Raw genomic sequence first — 17,698 nt, 5'->3', positions numbered from 1 at the left:
TTTGCCTACGCAAAGCGACGTTTAGCTGCCGCCAGTACGACGGCGTTGATTGTTTACTTTTTTGGTCATTTGACTTTTGCCGCTTTGATTATTGTTTCCAGCTTGTTTCGGGTTTGCGCGTGCAGCGGCTTGATCCGCTTTCTTCTGGGCAAGTTTCTGCTTAATGGCATCAGCTAAACTAACTTTTTTTGGGCCTTGTTCTTCACCCAGTTGATCTTCAGGCTTGTCTGACATAGGAACACCTTCTTTACGTGGTATGCTTTTAGTATAATCGAATCTAAGAAAAGATGAAAGAAGGTGTAGGGGATGTTTGATCCAACGATCTATGACAATATTAAGGTTGTGCTTGAGGGAGCTGTCTATGACTTGGATTTGGACGGTAAAATTATCATTACGCGGCGGCAAGATCAAGTTGATCTATCCTCGATGTCACGCACTTATGCGATTGAATTTGCCCGAAAGATCGATAAACCAAGCAAAGCCGAAATTAACCTGCATGTTCATTTGAGTGATTTAGCCGCTGAAATTTTAGAAAATCCATCAGCCAAACCAGGCTGTACGTTGATCATTAAGCTTTTTACCAAAGTTAAAAACCCAGATATCGAGTGCCCTTATATCGAAGAGCAATTAGGTGCCATTTGGGAGCAGCGTCCTCAAGTCATTCAGCTTCTTTCTTATGAATATGGCCTACATCCAATTTTCTATCATAATCAAATTACACTATCCTTCGGACGCAAAGTAGATGAAAGTCAAATTGATGATTTCCCTCATCTCATCGCTTATGCGGTAGATAGTTTAGCTTGGTTGGATGAAAGAGGGAGCTAGTATGCAGGAATTAACTGGGCAGGAGCTGTTAGAGCGACTAAGCAGAACGCAAGAGGGTTCTTTTGCCGTTTTTTTATACACTCCTTTTTGCGGTACATGCAAAGTGACGGAGCGAATGTTGGATATCATTATGACAATGCTGCCTTTCTTACCGCTTGTAAAGAGTAATATTAACTTTCTTCCGCAAATTACTCGTGAATGGCAAATTAGCAGTGTACCGTGTATAGTCATCATAGAACAGGGAAAAGAGAAAGAATTTATATACCGCATGCAATCGGTGGATGAGCTGTATCGTAAACTGCTGCCACTTAACCGCATGTGAATTAGAAAAGACTGGAGTTGTTGAAATAATGAGTAGTTTTCAAATAGGGGATCGTGTTACTGCTGAGTATAAAACAGGTGCTTATTTTGGTGAGGTTGTGGAGGTAAGCAGTTCGATGAAAGCGGCAGTCCGCATTCTAGCTGTAAAGGAGCACCCGACACAGGGGGATTTACATAACCCGATGGATCCAAGTGTAGCTTTTTTTCATCAACGACGGGCGTTGTCTTATCAAGAAATTGCCTTAATGCCTATATCCACCATACGTCCTTATGCAGGTCAGATTCCGGAGTACCAAGATTCTCTGAAGAGAGCGCTACAGGCGCAAATCAGTAAGCTGTCGGAAATGGAAGCGTGGGCCCGACGCTCTCTGCAGGAGCTTGATCAGTTACAGAAAGAATATTTTCCAACGAAAGATTAAGAAACTTCCAGATACAATTTCGTGCCGTCGTTATATTTGAAAATGGCGACATCACCAATGATCTCGATCATCGAGATCATTTTTAGTTTTTTGCGAAATTCAAAATTCAACTCAAGTTCCTTAAGTTTACTGGACAACAGTTCCATATGGGATCGTTTATGTGTGAAATTAAGTACAGGGATGGTTTTGTTTTTGAATTTAATGGTTATTGCTTGCATGTTAAGCCCTCCTTCGAGTCTTCCTTTGGGAAAACTAACCTCATACGCATTCATTACGTCTGGTCTACACATTAAGGATACATTTCAAATGTTAGATATGTTAGGGTCAAACTATTAAAAAAGTTTTAGCAATTTATTATATGTAAAGAATAGCTCTAGAGGGCCAGTTCCTTAAAGATTAATTTAAACACAAGAGATTGGCTGTTGCGGGGAAAGATAACCACATTTATAATAAGAAAGATTGAAATCTAACACGTTTGGAGGATATAGAAATGACAGCTGGAAAGCCAATTCGTATAGGTATTATAGGTTCCGGAAATATCGGAAATGTACATATGGAAGTGCTGAAAAAGGTGCCGGAGGCTGAAATCACCGCCGTCACGGATGTCTATTTGCCACTTGCTGAAGCTAGAGCTAAAGAACATAACATTGAACGTGTTTATGAGAGTACGGACAAACTGCTTTCTGACCCATCCATAGATGCGGTCATCATTGCAGTATCCAATGAATGGCACGCACCTATTGCTGTACAAGCGTTAGAGGCCGGTAAGCACGTCATGCTCGAAAAGCCAATGGCACTAAATCTCGCGTCGGCAAGGCAAATTGTTGAAGCGGAGCGCAAAGCAGGTAAAGTTCTGATGATTCCGCACCAACTGCGTTGGGATGCCCTATCACTAGCTGTGAAACAACAGGTTGAGAAAGGTGCACTAGGCCACATTTATCATGCAAAAGCAGGCTGGTTAAGGCGCAAAGGGATTCCGGGTTGGGGAACTTGGTTTACTCAAATGGGGAAATCCGGTGGCGGACCTCTGATAGATCTTGGTGTGCATATGTTGGATTTATCTTTATATTTGATGGGGAATCCGAAACCAGTATCGGTCTATGGAGCGACCTACGCTGAATTCGGTCCGCGTAAAAAAGGAATTGGATCATGGGGAGCACCCAACTGGGATGGTCAATATGATGTGGAGGATTTGGCAACAGCTCTGATTAAATTTGACAATGGAGCTACTTTATCTCTGGATGTAAGTTGGGCAGCGCTCATTGAAACAGACAATCAACCTTACGTTCAGCTGCTTGGTAGCGAAGGTGGGGCCTCGATTCGCGGGACGAAAGGGAAGCTCTTCGCAGAAATGTTTGATCGTGAAGCTGACATTGACATCACTGTACCTGAATTCGATGAAGGACCGCGCGTCCGTATGGCGAGACATTTCTTGTCCTGTATTGAGAGCGGCATGCAACCGTTGACTTCCGTCATGACGGGCTATACGAATAATTTGATTTTGGATGCGATTTACCGTTCGTCGCAAACGGGTAATGAAGTGAAATTGGACTGGGACATCGAGTAGACAGGGGCTGCAGGAAGTGAATTGGGAGTTATTTAGTATCATCGGAACGATTGCATTCGCGGTGAGTGGAGCCATAGTTGCGATGGAAGAAGAATATGATATATTAGGCGTCTATGTACTCGGACTTGTTACGGCTTTTGGCGGAGGAGTCATACGAAACTTACTGATCGGTAAACCGATCGTGCTGTTATGGGAGCAAGGTTTATATTTTCAAATAGCCTTGTTTGCAATGACATTTGTGTTCTTTATGCCTGTTCGATTCATCCGACTATGGAAAACTTGGGAAGCTTTCTTTGATGCAATTGGTTTGGCTGCTTTTTCCATCCAAGGTGCGCTGTATGCAACGAATATGGGACATCCGCTTAGTGCCATTATTGTTGCCGCTGTACTGACGGGAATTGGCGGCGGGATGGTTCGTGATGTCTTAGCGGGACGCAAGCCGCTCGTGCTCAAGGATGAAATTTATGCTGTCTGGGGTATGCTAGCTGGCGCGTTAGTTGGACTTGGTTGGACGCAAGGCGCTTGGCAGTTAGCTGTCCTATTTACTTTAATCGTGGTTCTAAGAATGTTATCGGTCTTTTATAAATGGAAACTGCCCAAACGTTCCTTACGGGGTGCCACTCTTGAGGCAACACGCAGATCCGATTCGTAGCATCGAGCTATCTAAAGCTTGAAAGGAGGTTGGTTAAAATGGAAACATCATTGTTACAGCAGCAAAAGATTTCGGCAGAAACGATTGCATCGCGAATTATTTCAGTGAAAGAATTATTGCAAACGGAGCTTGACATGTATGAGGTGTCAAAGGATGTAGAGACAGGTGAACATTATCTCCATTATGCCTACATGCATCGAGATTTTACAAACACCGGTGAGCCGGAATCCTTTCACTACTTGCTGCCAATTGACAGTGATGATGTGCTAGGTTTGATATTTGGGGAGCAGGGTTATGCCTATCCAGAGCATTGGCACAAATCATTTTTACGAAATGGTCCAGAGGGATTTTACATTTGGTTTGACCCATCACATGAATTGCAGCAAACAGAGGATGATGCTATTGCACAGGATCTATTAAATAAGCTGAGAGCTTTTCGTGAAAATGGGAATGTTGATCCGGAAGCGGTTCGTAAGTTGCTTGAAGAACTGGATGAAACACGCAATAAAAAGGAATAGTCAAGATTGAATGCCTTTATCATATTTTTCTACAAGAGCCAGCTTGCCGATGATTCGGCGGCGGGCTTTTTTTGTTTAGTAAAATTCAGGATAAATGTCCATATTAACACTAATGGCTTTTGCTTAGGAGAGGAGGGAGAAATCATGGATACAGAGTCCTATCGTTTTGCTAACTTTGGCACACGTGAAGATTTGCTGGAAGATCTGCGCAGGCTCGAGTCCCGCATGAAGGATGAACTAGGGTATGAGGTCGCCCTGATTGCTTATACGCAAGAAGATGATGAGAGCAAGTAAAGTTTGAGCTATTAGAAAGGGGGCCTATATGAAAAAAATGATGTTCAAAATCGTGGTGACCGCAATACTCGTCGGCCTGTCAGCAGGCTGTACAGCAGCGAGTCCCAAAAATCAAGCAGGCGCAAGCTCTTCCAACCCGAGTGCTGGCAGTTGGGATACAGGATTAAGAAACAATGAAAATCCTTCCATGGGTGCAAAGAGTGTCAATCAATCACCGCAGCCTACGATGCTTCAACCTACGATTGATAATGTGAAAGCACATATCAACACACACTTGCAACTGAATCGGGATTTAGCGGATCAAATTATTCAAGCGGCGCACCTAGGATCTACAGCTGTTGCCGTAACTGATAACAATATTTATGTCGCTGTTGATATGGGTGGGATGCAAGCTATGGGCGCCAATGATGGCGTTAAAATGTTAACTAAAAATAACGACCCGGGAAACGAAGCAGGCTTATTCGGCTCAGGGGTTGGCGGACAGATGGATTGGCTCTCGGCCAAACCGCTTCCTGCGGAAAGTTCCAATGCCATTCGACATTTGTTAACTCGTATTTATCCGGAAACGAATATTTTCATCTCGTCGAATCCATATTTCGTGAATCGAATGTTGTACTATGATACGCAGCAGCGAAATAATAAACGAATGGATACGTATTTGAATGAATTCAACACGATGGTCCAATATGCGTTCCCAACCTACTCCTCGGGGCAAAGAAACGTCTTACCTTAAGGATGTTTGAAAAAGGCAAAATGTGTAACGATTCCATAGTTGCAATCCCTCAGCTGTCTGCTGGGGGTTTTGTCGCATATTTTTGTGTTCACATCAAATGAAAGATTTCAAAAAGGAGCTCGACGATGATACCAGAAGCTGTATTTATAGTGCTAGGTATGTCTGTAAGAAAGAATGAGTAATCGGTATAAGGTCCGTGCTTATTGTAGTTCGCGAGAGTGTGATTATGTTCATAAGGATGATGTGATCCAAGCGATTAACTTTGAAACCGCATACGGTTTGGCGCTGTATTATAATGATATTCCTTCCAAACCGAGTTGTCCGAAATGCGGCGAATCGATGGCTTTTTATTCTCACTCGATTATTGATGAACCGTGGCTGCCCTGAAAAGCTTGACAATCTAAGCTTTCCTGATAAATAGTAAGAGGACAAAGGGATCAGGAAAGGACCATCAAAGTCATGATGACAGACACTTTACCACAAGAAATGCGTGAGCATATAGAGCAGAATAAGCAGCAAAGACAGACAGAACATACTGCAGAAGATCGTAAACTCATTGGAACAGCAGCTTTCGAAGCCCCTAGTAAAGACATTTTAACGGATGCCCTGATTGCTCTGTATTTGGGCAAAAATGTCTTGTTGAAGGGTCCAACAGGGTCGGGTAAGACGAAGCTGGCTGAACATGTTTCATCGTTCTTTGATCAGCCCATGCATGCCGTAAATTGTTCGACCGATCTCGATGCTGAAGCCTTGCTTGGATTCAAAACGTTAACGCACGATGAACAGGGTCGTACTCAAATAGCCTTCATTCCCGGTCCGATCATGAAAGCCATGACAAAGGGACATTTTCTATACATTGACGAAATAAATATGGCCAAGCCGGAAACTTTACCTTTGATAAACGGTGTTCTGGATCATCGTAGATCGATTACGAACCCTTTTACAGGGGACGTCATTACAGCACATCCGGACTTTCGAGTTATTGCAGCAATTAACGAAGGCTATATTGGTACAGTACCGCTCAATGAAGCCTTGAAAAATCGTTTTGTAACGATTGATGTCCCCTATTTGCAAGGAGAGACACTGTTTCAATTGCTAAAGAGTAAATCGGTTTTACGGGATGAAAAGCAGTTAAGAACATTCGTACAATTATCTGCGGATTTACTATCCCTTATAGAAATGGGGCAGCTGCCCGATGAAGCAGGATCGATTCGAGCCTTACTGGATGCTTGCGATTTAACGGCTTATATTCCTCCCATGCGGGCAATTGCGCGGGCTATTGCTGATAAATTGGAGGATGAAAGGGAGCGTGCAGCCGTGATCAATACAGCCGAGACGTTATTCTGAGCCTATGTTTGTAGGAAAGCTAAGCTTATTAGAGGATAAAATCGATGCGATGCTGCAAATGCAGCTTGTAGATTTGGCCCGGATGTTCACCAAGCGCAAAGAACTTGAGGTGGAAGCGGCGTTCCATGCTGACTACGAGGAAGCTTCCGCTCGTATAACGGTGAGTCAGTTTTGGTGGGATTATCCTCCGGTTGATAAAACGGCAGGTATGAAGAGTGATGTTTACCTGCGCGGTATCGGTAGTGCTTGGTTCACAGGGGCAGATGCGGTTAAGTCATATCTACACTTTTGCCAAAGTACGAGTCTACCGAAGCTGGCTAATTCACTCTTTGCTCTATGTGAGGATATGAGGTTAGAACGTATTTGTCGAGCTCGCAGGCCGGGGACTGCCCGCGTCTTTGCACATCGGCATCGCATATTTAGGGTCTATTTTCAGCATAAGCTGCGCACACACTTGAGCAAAGGCGAGTTGGCAGACGCTGTTCTTTTATTGGTGTATGGGTGGTTTACTGGTGCGGAATGGCATGCAGGGTTGGAGGGGGCTGGTGCTGGACTCTCTGGCCGGTTAGCTCAGCTGTATCCGATTTTGGAGCAGATTGAGGAAGCCGCACATACGGCCGAGGTTGCAGCTTGCTGCGAGGCGATGATGGACTCGCTGTCTTATTGGCTAGACAGAGATGCGACAGCCGCATATTTCTGGATGCAGCCGGGCAGCGGAGTGGCGGAGCCGCTGCCTGCGGGGTATAAGGGCGAGCTGAAGCGTGCGAAGCGGCTCGCGGGTGGTGATGTGCTCCCCGAGCAAGAGGGGGAGCGTCAACTGCCGGGCCAGGAGCGCATGCCGACCTGGCACCGCGAGAGCAGCGACCGCAGCCCGGGGCTGCTGCGGTTCGAGCTGGAGCGCGGCTCGCGCACAGCCGCGCAGGGGTCTGCGCCTCGCGAGGGCGACGCAGCCGATGAGGCGCTCGCCATCGCCCAAGGGCGCTCGGTGCGCGCCAAGCGCACTGGCGCCGCCTCCGGCGAGCGGCGCGAGGGTGCTGCCGTGCCCGCCGCCGCGGGGCACGGGGAGGGCGCTGTCGCCGCGTATGCGACGGCGACGTGGCTGGCGCCTGAACGGCCGACTGCTGCGCAGGAGGCCGGGTACAGGCGCCTGAGCGAGCGCGCAGCGCCGCTCGCGAAGCCTTTGCAGCGTGCCATTCGGCGCACGCTGGAGCAGAAGCGGATCGCCCCGGATGGCGATCGGTTGTTCGGGCGGCTCGACAAGCGGCTGACGCGAGCCGTGACGCAAGAGATGCCGCGCCTCTTTTATAAGAAGCGCGCACCCGTACCCCGGCTCGACGCGGCGTTCGCGCTGCTCGTCGACTGCTCGGCGTCCATGTATGACAAAATGGACGAAACCAAGCTCGGTCTCGTGCTCTTCCACGAGACCCTCCGATCCTTACGAATCCCGCACGAAATCGTGGGATTCTGGGAGGACGCGGATCGCGTCACGGAGCAGGAAGCGCCGAACCTGTTCCAGGTTGCGGTCGACTTCGGCTCCTCCTTAGCGTCCGGAAGCGGCGCGGCTCTGCTGCAGCTCGAGCCGCAGCAAGATAACCGCGACGGCTTCGCGATTCGCCGCATGACGGAGCGGCTGCTGCGGCGCACAGAACGGCAGCGCATCCTCTTGGTGTTCTCGGATGGCGAGCCTTCGGCAGCCAATTACAATGATGTCGGTATCCTCGACACCTATGAAGCCGTGCTGCACGCTCGGCGTCAAGGTATTGAGGTCATCAGCGTATTTCTGGCCAGTGGCGCTGTTCATGAAACGGAGCGGATTGCAATGCGCAACATGTATGGGCGCAGCAGCATTGTTGTCCCCAATGTGGAGGAGCTCGCCGAACAGTTGGTGCCCATTTTGCGCAAACTTCTGCTCAAATCTATCTTTTAATGTCGAAATCCTTTACAATAGATCAGGGTATTTTTATCTTCATTGCGGAGGAATTGCCCTGCTTATCGCCATTATCTTTTTCTTTACTTACATACATGTCAACCAATTATTAGCTTATTTCGACATAACATAAGGGGGATTTCATTTCATGTACGGAGCACCATTATCGAACAAAGCCAAGAAAATTATGCTGCTTGGATCCGGAGAACTTGGGAAAGAAGTTGTTATCGAAGCGCAGCGCCTAGGGATTGAAACAATCGCTGTTGACCGTTATGCGAATGCGCCAGCTATGCAAGTAGCACATCGCAGTCATGTCATTAATATGCTCGATGGGGAGCAGCTTAGAGCTTTGATTGAGCAAGAACGTCCGGATCTTATCGTACCTGAAATTGAAGCTATCGCTACGCCTGTTCTTGTTGAGCTTGAGAAGGAGGGCTACCGTGTCATTCCTACAGCTACAGCTTCCCGTTTGACGATGGACCGCGAGGGGATTCGTCGCCTTGCTTCAGAAACACTAGAGCTGCGGACAGCGAAGTATGCTTTTGCAAATAGCCTAGAAGAACTACATGCTGCTGTTGCGGAGATTGGTACACCTTGTGTTATTAAGCCGATCATGAGCTCCTCGGGTAAAGGTCAAAGTGTATGCCGCACACCTGAGCAAGTGGAACAATCGTGGAACATCGCCATGGAAGGCGGCCGCGCGAAAAACGCTCGTGTAATTGTGGAAGAATTCATTCATTTTGAGTCTGAAATTACGTTGTTGACTGTTCGTTCAGTTTCAGGTACTACGTATTGTGAGCCGATTGGACACATTCAAAAGGATGGAGATTACATCGAATCATGGCAGCCTCATGCGATGACGGAGCAGCAAATTTTAGACGCCCAGCACATGGCCAAAACCATTACGGACGCACTTGGAGGCTTTGGTCTTTATGGGGTTGAGCTGTTCCTGACCAAGGAAGGCGTTTATTTCAGTGAAGTTTCACCGCGACCGCATGATACAGGCATGGTCACGATGGCAACACAGGATTTGAGCGAGTTCGCCCTGCATGCTAGAGCGATTCTGGGACTGCCTATCACAGGTATTCGTCTTTTGACGCCAGGTGCTAGCTATACCCTTAAAGCGGATCGTGAACAGGTAGAGTATACAATTAGCGGGTTAGAGCAAGCTTTATCCGTACCCAATACACAGGTTCGCGTCTTTGGTAAGCCGGAGACGAAAGTGGGACGCCGCATGGCAGTTGCACTGAGCAGTGCAGATTCGGTAGAGGAAGCGCGAAGCCTTGCGAAGCAAGCGGCAGGATTGCTTAAACTCAACTACGAATAAGATTAGGTTAACCAAGTTAAGTCATCATCAGGAGGCAAGCATAATGGAAGCTAAACCAGCAAGACTCTCCCGAACCGTTTTGACAGAAATCATTTTGCCGGCAGACACGAATTATCACAATACCGTGTTTGGCGGCCGCGTGATGCAATATATTGATAAGGTAGCAACGATTGCCTCTATGCGCCACTCGCGCAGAGGTGTCGTGACAGCATCTAGCGATAGCTTAGACTTCTTCGCCCCTGTCAAACTAGGAGAGGCTATTCAGTTGGAGGCCTTTGTTACGTGGACGCATCGAAGTTCGATGGAGGTTTATGTGAAAATCGAGTCGGAGAACCTTCTGACAGGCGAAAAGAAGCGTACTGCGACGGCCTACCTAACCTTCGTGGCGCTAGATGATAATGGACAACCATGTCCGGTGCCGGAAATCATTCCTGAAACGGATGAAGAAAAACGCCTGTTCGAAACAGCCGAAACTCGATTTGCCGCGCGCAAGCTTCGCAAAGAAGAGCGTAATTTAAACTTGTAGTCTTTTTGATCGAAAGTACATATGTCCTCTGAAACGTCGGGCGGTTCCTTAACAGGAACTGTCTTTTTTGTATGCTAGGAGGAAATAACTTCGACTTCTTTAGCCATCGCTTTGATATTATGGTATAATATGCCATAAACAATGATTTGAAGGAGTGAGGACGATAGAACACTATTTGTTCAAACAGCTGGCTTTCGTGAGGGGCCAAACCTTAAAATTGATGGATGGAGTTACTGAAGAAACAGCCGACCGAATCCCAGATGGCTTTCGAAATAATATCCGTTGGCAGCTGGGTCACGTTTATGTCGTGCTTGAACGGTTCGCATTTCAGTATTTGGGTCTTCCGCTTCGATTGCCAGATGGGTTCAAGGAGCAGTTTGAGTATGGTACTACACCTTTAAACAGGCTCAATTCCGTTGCAGTCCCTACCTTACAAGAGTTGGAGAACTTGCTGAAAGATCAGCAAGAGCGGATACGTGATGTGCTTGGTCTTCGATTTCAGGAGAAAATTGATCCACCTTACACAACTTCAGCCGGAATGACCTTGGAAACTCCTGAGCAGTTTCTTAGTTTTAATTTATACCATGAAGGCATGCATATAAGTATCATTAAACTTTATAAAATTTTATTGCGAGATTCATAGTCAATGTGACAGTAAAAGCGGACAGATACTCCAATGGGGTGCTGCCCCTTTTTTGTTTTGCTCTTCGTATGAAATAGAGGGATATTTTGGGATTTATTGAATTAAAGAAAGGAGGTTTATTTCTTTTGAATGAAAGAATTCCTCTGTCTATTAAAAGCATATGAAGGAGAGGATATACATGGATAAAGTGATTAATTATTATAATAGATTTGACGAATGGGGCCGTCTTGATAGAGAACCTATTGAATTTATAGTTAACTGGCACCATATAAGGAGTTTGCTACCGCAGAAAGGGCACATCTTAGATAACGGGGCTGGACCGGGTAAATACTCAGTTGAATTAGCGAAATGTGGTTATGATGTTACACTAACGGATCTTACCCCGAGATTAGTGGAAATAGCTGGTGAGAAGGCAGTCGAATTGAAGTTAGAGGAATTTTTCAAAGGTTTTCATATTGCTGATGCAAGAAATTTAGACATTTTCAAAAATGAGCAATTTGATGCCTCTCTAATGTTAGGACCTTTATATCATTTACAGACGCCAGCGGATCGGGATTCTGCCGTACAAGAATTGCATCGAGTTACTAAGCGGGATGGTATTGTATTTGTGGCATTTATGACAAGAATACGGCATCTAACGACTTCCTTATTATTCCCTCAACACTGGAAACCGAATGATAACATAGATGATATAAACTCATTTTTAGAAACCGGCATATTTAATCATATGGACGAAGGAAGATTCACAGGGGCATATTATTTTAAAATAGAAGACATTAATCCTTTCATGGAATCACATGGATTTGAAAGCCTCAAATTGATTGGGTCATCTAGTATAGCGGGTTCATTTAAGTCAGAGCAATTTGAATATTGGCGTTCTCGTGGCGAAGAAGAATTTCAAGAAGTAATGAATATGATTTACAAAGAATCTGAGAATCCTCACATATTAGGAGTGTCTTCTCATTTATTGTATATCGGTCGAAGAAAGGAGTGATATAACTATGGGTTACATTATGGATTTAAGAAAGATCGTTGGAACAAGGCCATTAATTATGGCCGGTGCTTGTGTCGTTGTTATTCATAATAACTCCATTTTATTTGAGAGAAGAACTGATAACGGCATGTGGGGATTGCCAGGAGGATCCTTAGAGCCTGGGGAAACAATGGAACAGGTAGCAAGAAGAGAGTTATTTGAAGAAACCGGCTTACAAGCTAAGAAACTTGAGTTATTAGATGTATTTTCAGGACAAGAGCTGTATTACAAATATCCTCACGGTGATGAGGTCTATAACGTAGTGGCAGCTTTTATATGTAAAGAGTTTGATGGAGTTATCAATCAAGATGAATCAGAAGTAGCAGAAATTAGATTTTTTGCGTTAGAAGAGATACCTGACAATATTAGTCCTCCAGATAAACCAATAATACATACTTTTTTAAAAAGATTATAAATCTAAAGCAAAGATTAGCAGTTTTAACGACTAGGAGCCAAAAATGAGAAAAATGTTGGTAACACTTTTTGTATTCCTAATCATTACTTGTATAAACTTTACAGAAAATGAAGTCTATGCATGTAGTTGTGTAGGTGGCAGCATTACTGAAAAGTTAGAACGATCAGATGCCGTTTTTACAGGGCGTGTAATAGAAGTTGGTGGAACTAAGAACGGTGATATAGGAAAACTTAGGAAGTATACTTTTGAGGTAAATAAAGCTTGGAAAGGACAAATAACTAAAAATATTTCAATTTATAGTTATGACGGTGACGGAGCGTCGTGTGGATACAAATTCAAGGGTAACGAATCTTATTTGGTATATTCATACTTAGGAAATGACGGTGAATTAGAGACTAATTTTTGCACAGGAAATTTGGAATATCTGAGTGCCAAGAGTGAACTAGGCTTATTAGGTCAAGAAATAGAGGTCAAAAATAATATTACAATAGAGAACGAAAAGGAAGGGAGCATTTGGGCTTATATGTTTATTAGTGGGTTGCTACTTGTGCTCGTTTTAATTCTTTTAGTTTACAGACAAGTTAAATCAAGACGTTAGCTCACCTTAAGTCATAAAGTACAGTAAGACCTAATTCGGACTACATCGTTGATGGATTATTACCTATTGAAACGATCATTAAAGTGATAGTACAAGAAATAACAAAGCAATCACATTTGTGATAATAAGTTACCAAAGAGTATAAGGGTGATCGGAATTGATTTCACAAGCTTTGATTATACAAGACAATAGAGTACTTATGGTAAAACAATATGTTCAGAGAGGGGATATTGTATGGAATTTCCCAGGAGGCGGTATAGAAGAATATGAAACACCAGAGCAAGCATGTATAAGAGAAACTAAAGAAGAAACAGGTTTTGATATTAAGATCGAACAGTTTTTATATAGCAGTAATAACAAGTACACATTTAGAGCTCAGATTATAGGTGGAGAGATGTATCTTGATAATACGAAAGAATATAATAGTGATCTGATTGATATAGCATGGATAGAACTAAGTGATAATTATAAATTCGATAACTACACAAAACCAATAATTGAACTACATAATAAGATCACCCGTTAGCCAGTTCGAAGGAAAGGGAGGTTGTCCAAATTGCAATTAGGAATGCCAACTTTAATAGAATTTAAAACAATTGAACAAAATGTTGACCTATGTAAAGAATTAGGTCTTGATTTCATTGAACTAAATATGAATCTTCCGATTTGTCTACCTGAGAATTTAAGTCATCAGGAAATAAGGCATATTAAGAAAGACTATGGCATCGAATTTACTGTTCATTTACCAGAAGAAATTGATTTATCATCGTTTCACCCTTCAATAAGAATGGGACATTTACAGAGATGTAAAGAAACAATTGAATGGGCTAGTAGGGCAGGGATACAAACTCTGAATATGCATGTAAATAATGGCATTTACTTTACACTACCCCATGAGAGAGTGTGGATTAATGAACAATACGAATCCGAATTTAATAAATTACTCTATGAATCATATGTTCAACTCTATCAACTTGCTGATTCTTTAGATGTTGTTTTGTCGATTGAAAATACATGTAACTTTCATATTCCATTCATCAGCAGGGCTCTTGAAATGCTAAGGAAGTTCGAAAACTTTTATCTCACATGGGATGTAGGACATGATGCTAAAGTTAACTTTAAGGAAGAGGTTGTGTTTCGGGAATTTACTGATCGCATTAAGCATATGCATCTCCATGATTGCAACGATAAATCTGACCATCAGCCCTTATACAGCGGTAATGTTCCGATTAATGATCGACTTCTTTTTGCCAAAAATTATGACTTGTCCGTTGTGATTGAAGTAAAGACTAGTACATCTTTAAGAGAATCAGTAGAACTAATAAAGAAAAATTATAAGTGAAGAGGTTTCCTGAAACCAACCCTCAAATACATCGTATAACATCTAAAATGGCTTAATTTATATGTCAATGTCCTTATGGAAAATAAATAGGAGGTAAGAATTTAATGAACGCACATGAAATTGATTATCGTATTTTAGGAAATGAAATGCAGTACGTAGAAATCGAGTTGGATCCGGGAGAAAGTGTCGTAGCTGAAGCTGGAAGTATGATGATGATGGATCAAAACATCCAGATGGAGACTGTCTTTGGAGACGGTAGCAGTGATAATAAAGGGTTCATGGGCAAACTGCTTGGAGCTGGTAAACGATTATTAACGGGTGAAAGCTTATTCATGACTGTTTTTACGAATCACAGCTCGCACGGGAAAGAACAGGTTAATTTTGCTGCACCGTATCCTGGGAAAATCATAGCGATGGATTTACAAGAACTTGGTGGAAAGCTAGTTTGTCAAAAAGATTCTTTCCTTTGCGCAGCGAAAGGTGTTTCGGTAGGTATTGCTTTTCAGCGTAAGCTAGGGGCTGGTTTCTTTGGTGGTGAGGGCTTTATCCTGCAGAAGATTGAAGGCGATGGTTTGGCTTTTGTGCATGCGGGTGGCTCCATCTGTGAACGCGTCCTTCGTCCAGGAGAAGTAATTCGCGTGGATACAGGTTGTCTCGTGGCTATGACACAAGAAGTAGATTACGACATTGAGATGGTCAAAGGCGTTAAAACTGCGTTATTCGGCGGCGAAGGCTTATTCTTCGCTACGTTACGCGGACCTGGGCGCGTCTGGATCCAATCCTTGCCGTTCAGCAGGCTGGCGGACCGTATGGCTTCAGCATCAAGAGCGGGAGGAAGGAAAGAAGAGGGAAGCATCCTAGGCGGTCTTGGTAATTTGCTTGATGGAGACGGAAGATAAGGATCGCACAAACGACGTTTAACAAAAAAAGAAAGCCCGGAAGCGAATTCGCATTCGCACCGGGCTTTTCCTATGTTCTTATTTGGTTCCACCTTCTGCAAGGATGGTTTCCCAGATTGCGCCTTTGCCATAAAGCTCTTTGTTCACTTTATCCCAACCGCCGAGGTATTCAATGTTGAATAAGCCGGCAGGCGTAGTATAGTTTTTCTCGTATTGCTTAGCAACCTCAGGAAGAACGGAACGGAAGCCTTTTTCTGCGAATACTTTTTGTGCTTCAGGTGTATATAAGAAGTCTAGGAAGGCTTGCGCTACTTCACGATTACCATGTTTATCTACGTATTTATCAATAAGGGCAACTGGATTCTCGATTGATGTTGTGTATTGTGGGATGATTTCAACATACTTTTTACCGGATTGGATACGAGCCAGAAGCTCATTTTCATAAGTTACGATCGCATCACCAACACCTTTATCGAAGGTAGTAAGGGAATCTGCTCCACTTTTATCTAATACTTTTATGTTTTTGTATACTTTACTCACGAGATCTTTTGCTGCAGCTGGGTCTTTTTTGCCTGCAGCTTCGGAAGCTTTCAAGCCTGCGCCGTAGATGGCATTAATATCCCATTTGGCACCGCCGGAAGTGCTCGGATTAGGAATCAGAACTTCAACACCCGGTTTCGTCAAATCAGCCCAGTCTTTAATTCCTTTAGGATTGCCTTCACGAACACCAATTGCCGCAATCGAAGCTGTGATATTACCTTTGTAAGGATTGTTTTTCCAATCGTGCGTAATTAAACCCTTCTCAGCAATCTTTTGAATATCACCTTCCAAAGACAGTGGAGCGATGTCAGCTTCAAAACCTTGGATAATGGCAGTAGCTTGCGCACCAGAAGCCACATAGGATTCTTGGAATTCAACAGTTTGACCTGTCTTCTTTTTCCATTGATCTTTAAATTTTGGAATAATGAGATCGAAGGATTCTTTGACGACCGAGTAGGCTCCAAGTGTAATCGTCACTTTGCCTCCTTCAGTCTTTGGAGAAGCGCTTGCCGCGGTTGTTGCAGCAGCTGTTGATGCCGCAGGTGTACTTGCGGATTTCGTGCCAGTACCGCAAGCTGTAAGTGCGATACTTGCTGTGAAAAGTGTTGCTGTGATTAAGCCAAGCGCTTTGAAATTTTTCATGGTTACAACTCCCCTTCTAATGTATACACAATTTTTATATAAAAACAGGCAGCGGATCTTGTTTAGCCTGATTCTCAATCAACTTATTGTCCGTTTTCGTAAACACGGAGATGTGATGGATGAGGATATTTACTTCATCTCCTGGTTGGTAAATCTTTTCCTTCACAGACTGGTAAGCAAATAACTTGATAGCCCCTGTATCAATTTCCAAATACCAGGAATCCCCACGGAAATGAGCATGTGTTACTTTCCCTTTTTCCCCAGCTGTAGCGAGATGAGAAACATCACGGTTGCGAACTTCAATGGATTCTGGTCGAATCATCACGTTAACGTCTGGAAGCCATTGACCATCCTTCTGTAACTCTTCTAAGTAAGGAAACCCGATTAGTGGGGTATATTGCGAAATGATGTTGGATTCTCCAATAAACGAGGCCACAAAAGAGGAAGCAGGCTTCGTGTAAATCTCCCAAGGACTTCCTTGCTGCTCAATTTTTCCGCCTTGAACAAGAATGATTTCGTCCGCAACCTCGATGGCTTCATCTTGATCATGAGTGACGAATAGGGTTGTTACTTTAAACTCATCGATGAGGTTTCTGAGCCAAACACGCAGCTCTTTACGAATTTTAGCATCAATGGCTGCAAAAGGTTCATCAAGCAAGAGCAGTTGAGGTTCGGGTGCTAATGCTCTTGCGAAGGCAACCCGTTGGCGTTGACCGCCAGAGAGCTGATGCGGGTACTTACGCTCACTACCGGCAAGCCCCATCAAACCTAGAAGGTAAGTAACCCGATCTTGAATGAAATCCTTTGGCTTTTTCAGAACCTTTAAGCCATAAGCTACATTTTCAAACACGGTCATATGCTTAAAAAGGGCATAGCTTTGAAACACGAAGCCAATTCCTCTTTCTTGAACCGGAAGATGAGTTGCTAGTTTCCCGTCGAAGTAAATATCGCCAGAAGTTGGGCTTTCTAATCCCGACAACATTCGAAGAATGGACGTTTTACCACCTCCGCTTGGTCCGATCAAACCTACCAGATGACCTTTTGTAATGCTGAAATTAACGTCCTTGATGGCATGAAACTGCCCGAAATGTTTATTTAGGTTTTTGACTTCGATATGCATGCTGGGGCTC

At 44.0% G+C, this 17,698-nt stretch carries 23 protein-coding genes; 19 read left to right on the top strand and 4 right to left on the bottom strand.

Translation table 11 applies throughout. The annotated features are described in order from the left end of the window. Positions 1–21 precede the first annotated feature (21 nt). Entirely contained in the window at positions 22–234 is a 213-nt protein-coding gene (locus QFZ81_RS17895; RefSeq protein ID WP_047677062.1) for a hypothetical protein, read from the bottom strand. Positions 235–306: 72 nt separating this feature from the next. On the opposite strand from QFZ81_RS17895, the gene QFZ81_RS17890 reads away from it, so the two are divergent. The 3 genes from QFZ81_RS17890 to kapB are packed head-to-tail and all read left to right on the top strand — an operon-like array spanning position 307 to position 1,565. Beyond that, entirely contained in the window at positions 307–825 is a 519-nt protein-coding gene (locus QFZ81_RS17890) for a hypothetical protein (RefSeq protein ID WP_307442171.1), read from the top strand. 1 nt (position 826) lies between these two features. Further along, positions 827–1,147, top strand: a complete 321-nt coding sequence (locus QFZ81_RS17885; RefSeq protein ID WP_307442172.1) for a thioredoxin family protein — start codon at positions 827–829, stop codon at positions 1,145–1,147. A gap of 28 nt (positions 1,148–1,175) precedes the next feature. Further along, positions 1,176–1,565, top strand: coding sequence for a kinase-associated lipoprotein KapB (gene kapB, locus QFZ81_RS17880; protein ID WP_307442174.1), 390 nt, complete (start codon positions 1,176–1,178; stop codon positions 1,563–1,565). Here the strand turns inward: kapB and QFZ81_RS17875 are convergent. Continuing rightward, positions 1,562–1,783, bottom strand: a complete 222-nt coding sequence (locus QFZ81_RS17875) for a hypothetical protein (protein WP_307442175.1) — start codon at positions 1,781–1,783, stop codon at positions 1,562–1,564. The two genes, kapB and QFZ81_RS17875, sit on opposite strands and share 4 nt — an antisense overlap. 272 nt (positions 1,784–2,055) lie before the next feature. Here QFZ81_RS17875 and QFZ81_RS17870 point away from each other — a divergent pair, with 272 nt between their 5' ends. The 16 genes from QFZ81_RS17870 (at position 2,056) to QFZ81_RS17795 (ending at position 15,386) form a co-directional block, all read left to right on the top strand. Then, complete coding sequence (locus QFZ81_RS17870; RefSeq protein WP_307442177.1) at positions 2,056–3,132, top strand: Gfo/Idh/MocA family protein; 1,077 nt, start codon at positions 2,056–2,058, stop codon at positions 3,130–3,132. A 16-nt stretch (positions 3,133–3,148) separates the two neighbouring features. Beyond that, on the top strand, positions 3,149–3,784 hold the full coding sequence (locus QFZ81_RS17865) for a trimeric intracellular cation channel family protein (RefSeq protein WP_307442178.1): 636 nt from the start codon (positions 3,149–3,151) through the stop codon (positions 3,782–3,784). Between the two features lie 38 nt (positions 3,785–3,822). Beyond that, positions 3,823–4,302 carry a hypothetical protein gene (locus QFZ81_RS17860; RefSeq protein ID WP_307603786.1) on the top strand — a complete coding sequence of 160 codons (480 nt, stop codon included), beginning with the start codon at positions 3,823–3,825 and terminating at the stop codon, positions 4,300–4,302. A 144-nt stretch (positions 4,303–4,446) separates the two neighbouring features. Further along, complete coding sequence (locus tag QFZ81_RS17855; protein ID WP_307442180.1) at positions 4,447–4,596, top strand: hypothetical protein; 150 nt, start codon at positions 4,447–4,449, stop codon at positions 4,594–4,596. A gap of 28 nt (positions 4,597–4,624) precedes the next feature. After that, positions 4,625–5,329 carry a hypothetical protein gene (locus tag QFZ81_RS17850; RefSeq protein WP_307442181.1) on the top strand — a complete coding sequence of 235 codons (705 nt, stop codon included), beginning with the start codon at positions 4,625–4,627 and terminating at the stop codon, positions 5,327–5,329. Between the two features lie 459 nt (positions 5,330–5,788). After that, complete coding sequence (locus QFZ81_RS17845) at positions 5,789–6,676, top strand: ATP-binding protein (protein WP_373462626.1); 888 nt, start codon at positions 5,789–5,791, stop codon at positions 6,674–6,676. Between the two features lie 49 nt (positions 6,677–6,725). Further along, a complete protein-coding gene (locus QFZ81_RS17840; protein ID WP_307442182.1) occupies positions 6,726–8,603 on the top strand; it encodes a nitric oxide reductase activation protein NorD in 1,878 nt (625 codons plus the stop codon). Positions 8,604–8,751: 148 nt separating this feature from the next. Next, entirely contained in the window at positions 8,752–9,930 is a 1,179-nt protein-coding gene (gene purT / locus QFZ81_RS17835) for a formate-dependent phosphoribosylglycinamide formyltransferase (RefSeq protein WP_307442183.1), read from the top strand. Positions 9,931–9,973: 43 nt separating this feature from the next. Further along, positions 9,974–10,456 carry an acyl-CoA thioesterase gene (locus tag QFZ81_RS17830; RefSeq protein WP_307442185.1) on the top strand — a complete coding sequence of 161 codons (483 nt, stop codon included), beginning with the start codon at positions 9,974–9,976 and terminating at the stop codon, positions 10,454–10,456. A gap of 154 nt (positions 10,457–10,610) precedes the next feature. After that, positions 10,611–11,099, top strand: coding sequence for a DinB family protein (locus QFZ81_RS17825; protein WP_307603783.1), 489 nt, complete (start codon positions 10,611–10,613; stop codon positions 11,097–11,099). Positions 11,100–11,277: 178 nt separating this feature from the next. Next, entirely contained in the window at positions 11,278–12,093 is an 816-nt protein-coding gene (locus tag QFZ81_RS17820) for a class I SAM-dependent methyltransferase (RefSeq protein WP_307603781.1), read from the top strand. Positions 12,094–12,100: 7 nt separating this feature from the next. Further along, positions 12,101–12,547 carry an NUDIX hydrolase gene (locus QFZ81_RS17815; protein WP_307603779.1) on the top strand — a complete coding sequence of 149 codons (447 nt, stop codon included), beginning with the start codon at positions 12,101–12,103 and terminating at the stop codon, positions 12,545–12,547. A 43-nt stretch (positions 12,548–12,590) separates the two neighbouring features. Beyond that, positions 12,591–13,145, top strand: coding sequence for a hypothetical protein (locus tag QFZ81_RS17810; protein WP_307603777.1), 555 nt, complete (start codon positions 12,591–12,593; stop codon positions 13,143–13,145). Between the two features lie 157 nt (positions 13,146–13,302). Continuing rightward, entirely contained in the window at positions 13,303–13,671 is a 369-nt protein-coding gene (locus tag QFZ81_RS17805; protein ID WP_307603776.1) for an NUDIX hydrolase, read from the top strand. 30 nt (positions 13,672–13,701) lie between these two features. Next, the gene (locus QFZ81_RS17800) at positions 13,702–14,487 is read left to right on the top strand and encodes a sugar phosphate isomerase/epimerase family protein (RefSeq protein WP_307442192.1); all 786 of its coding nucleotides are present in this window, start codon (positions 13,702–13,704) and stop codon (positions 14,485–14,487) included. Between the two features lie 104 nt (positions 14,488–14,591). Continuing rightward, complete coding sequence (locus tag QFZ81_RS17795; RefSeq protein ID WP_307442193.1) at positions 14,592–15,386, top strand: TIGR00266 family protein; 795 nt, start codon at positions 14,592–14,594, stop codon at positions 15,384–15,386. Between the two features lie 78 nt (positions 15,387–15,464). On the opposite strand, the gene QFZ81_RS17790 is transcribed toward QFZ81_RS17795, so the two are convergent. Continuing rightward, positions 15,465–16,568: a sulfate ABC transporter substrate-binding protein gene (locus QFZ81_RS17790; RefSeq protein WP_307603774.1), complete on the bottom strand. Its 1,104-nt coding sequence runs from the start codon at positions 16,566–16,568 to the stop codon at positions 15,465–15,467. Positions 16,569–16,602: 34 nt separating this feature from the next. Then, entirely contained in the window at positions 16,603–17,688 is a 1,086-nt protein-coding gene (locus QFZ81_RS17785; protein WP_307442196.1) for an ABC transporter ATP-binding protein, read from the bottom strand. Positions 17,689–17,698 lie beyond the last annotated feature (10 nt).

This window comes from Paenibacillus sp. V4I9 (assembly GCF_030817295.1).
Lineage (GTDB): Bacteria > Bacillota > Bacilli > Paenibacillales > NBRC-103111 > Paenibacillus_E.
This window is presented reverse-complemented; position numbering and strand designations above follow the sequence as displayed.

Coding starts and splice junctions, on each gene's coding strand:
- QFZ81_RS17890 (WP_307442171.1), top strand. CDS start 307: ATGTTTGATCCAACGATCTATGACAATATTAAGGTTGTGCTTGAGGGA.
- QFZ81_RS17790 (WP_307603774.1), bottom strand. CDS start 16,568: ATGAAAAATTTCAAAGCGCTTGGCTTAATCACAGCAACACTTTTCACA.
- QFZ81_RS17855 (WP_307442180.1), top strand. CDS start 4,447: ATGGATACAGAGTCCTATCGTTTTGCTAACTTTGGCACACGTGAAGAT.
- QFZ81_RS17850 (WP_307442181.1), top strand. CDS start 4,625: ATGAAAAAAATGATGTTCAAAATCGTGGTGACCGCAATACTCGTCGGC.
- QFZ81_RS17870 (WP_307442177.1), top strand. CDS start 2,056: ATGACAGCTGGAAAGCCAATTCGTATAGGTATTATAGGTTCCGGAAAT.
- purT (WP_307442183.1), top strand. CDS start 8,752: ATGTACGGAGCACCATTATCGAACAAAGCCAAGAAAATTATGCTGCTT.
- QFZ81_RS17895 (WP_047677062.1), bottom strand. CDS start 234: ATGTCAGACAAGCCTGAAGATCAACTGGGTGAAGAACAAGGCCCAAAA.
- QFZ81_RS17785 (WP_307442196.1), bottom strand. CDS start 17,688: ATGCATATCGAAGTCAAAAACCTAAATAAACATTTCGGGCAGTTTCAT.
- QFZ81_RS17795 (WP_307442193.1), top strand. CDS start 14,592: ATGAACGCACATGAAATTGATTATCGTATTTTAGGAAATGAAATGCAG.
- QFZ81_RS17860 (WP_307603786.1), top strand. CDS start 3,823: ATGGAAACATCATTGTTACAGCAGCAAAAGATTTCGGCAGAAACGATT.
- QFZ81_RS17885 (WP_307442172.1), top strand. CDS start 827: ATGCAGGAATTAACTGGGCAGGAGCTGTTAGAGCGACTAAGCAGAACG.
- QFZ81_RS17810 (WP_307603777.1), top strand. CDS start 12,591: ATGAGAAAAATGTTGGTAACACTTTTTGTATTCCTAATCATTACTTGT.
- QFZ81_RS17875 (WP_307442175.1), bottom strand. CDS start 1,783: ATGCAAGCAATAACCATTAAATTCAAAAACAAAACCATCCCTGTACTT.
- QFZ81_RS17840 (WP_307442182.1), top strand. CDS start 6,726: ATGCTGCAAATGCAGCTTGTAGATTTGGCCCGGATGTTCACCAAGCGC.
- kapB (WP_307442174.1), top strand. CDS start 1,176: ATGAGTAGTTTTCAAATAGGGGATCGTGTTACTGCTGAGTATAAAACA.
- QFZ81_RS17815 (WP_307603779.1), top strand. CDS start 12,101: ATGGGTTACATTATGGATTTAAGAAAGATCGTTGGAACAAGGCCATTA.
- QFZ81_RS17820 (WP_307603781.1), top strand. CDS start 11,278: ATGGATAAAGTGATTAATTATTATAATAGATTTGACGAATGGGGCCGT.
- QFZ81_RS17845 (WP_373462626.1), top strand. CDS start 5,789: ATGATGACAGACACTTTACCACAAGAAATGCGTGAGCATATAGAGCAG.
- QFZ81_RS17830 (WP_307442185.1), top strand. CDS start 9,974: ATGGAAGCTAAACCAGCAAGACTCTCCCGAACCGTTTTGACAGAAATC.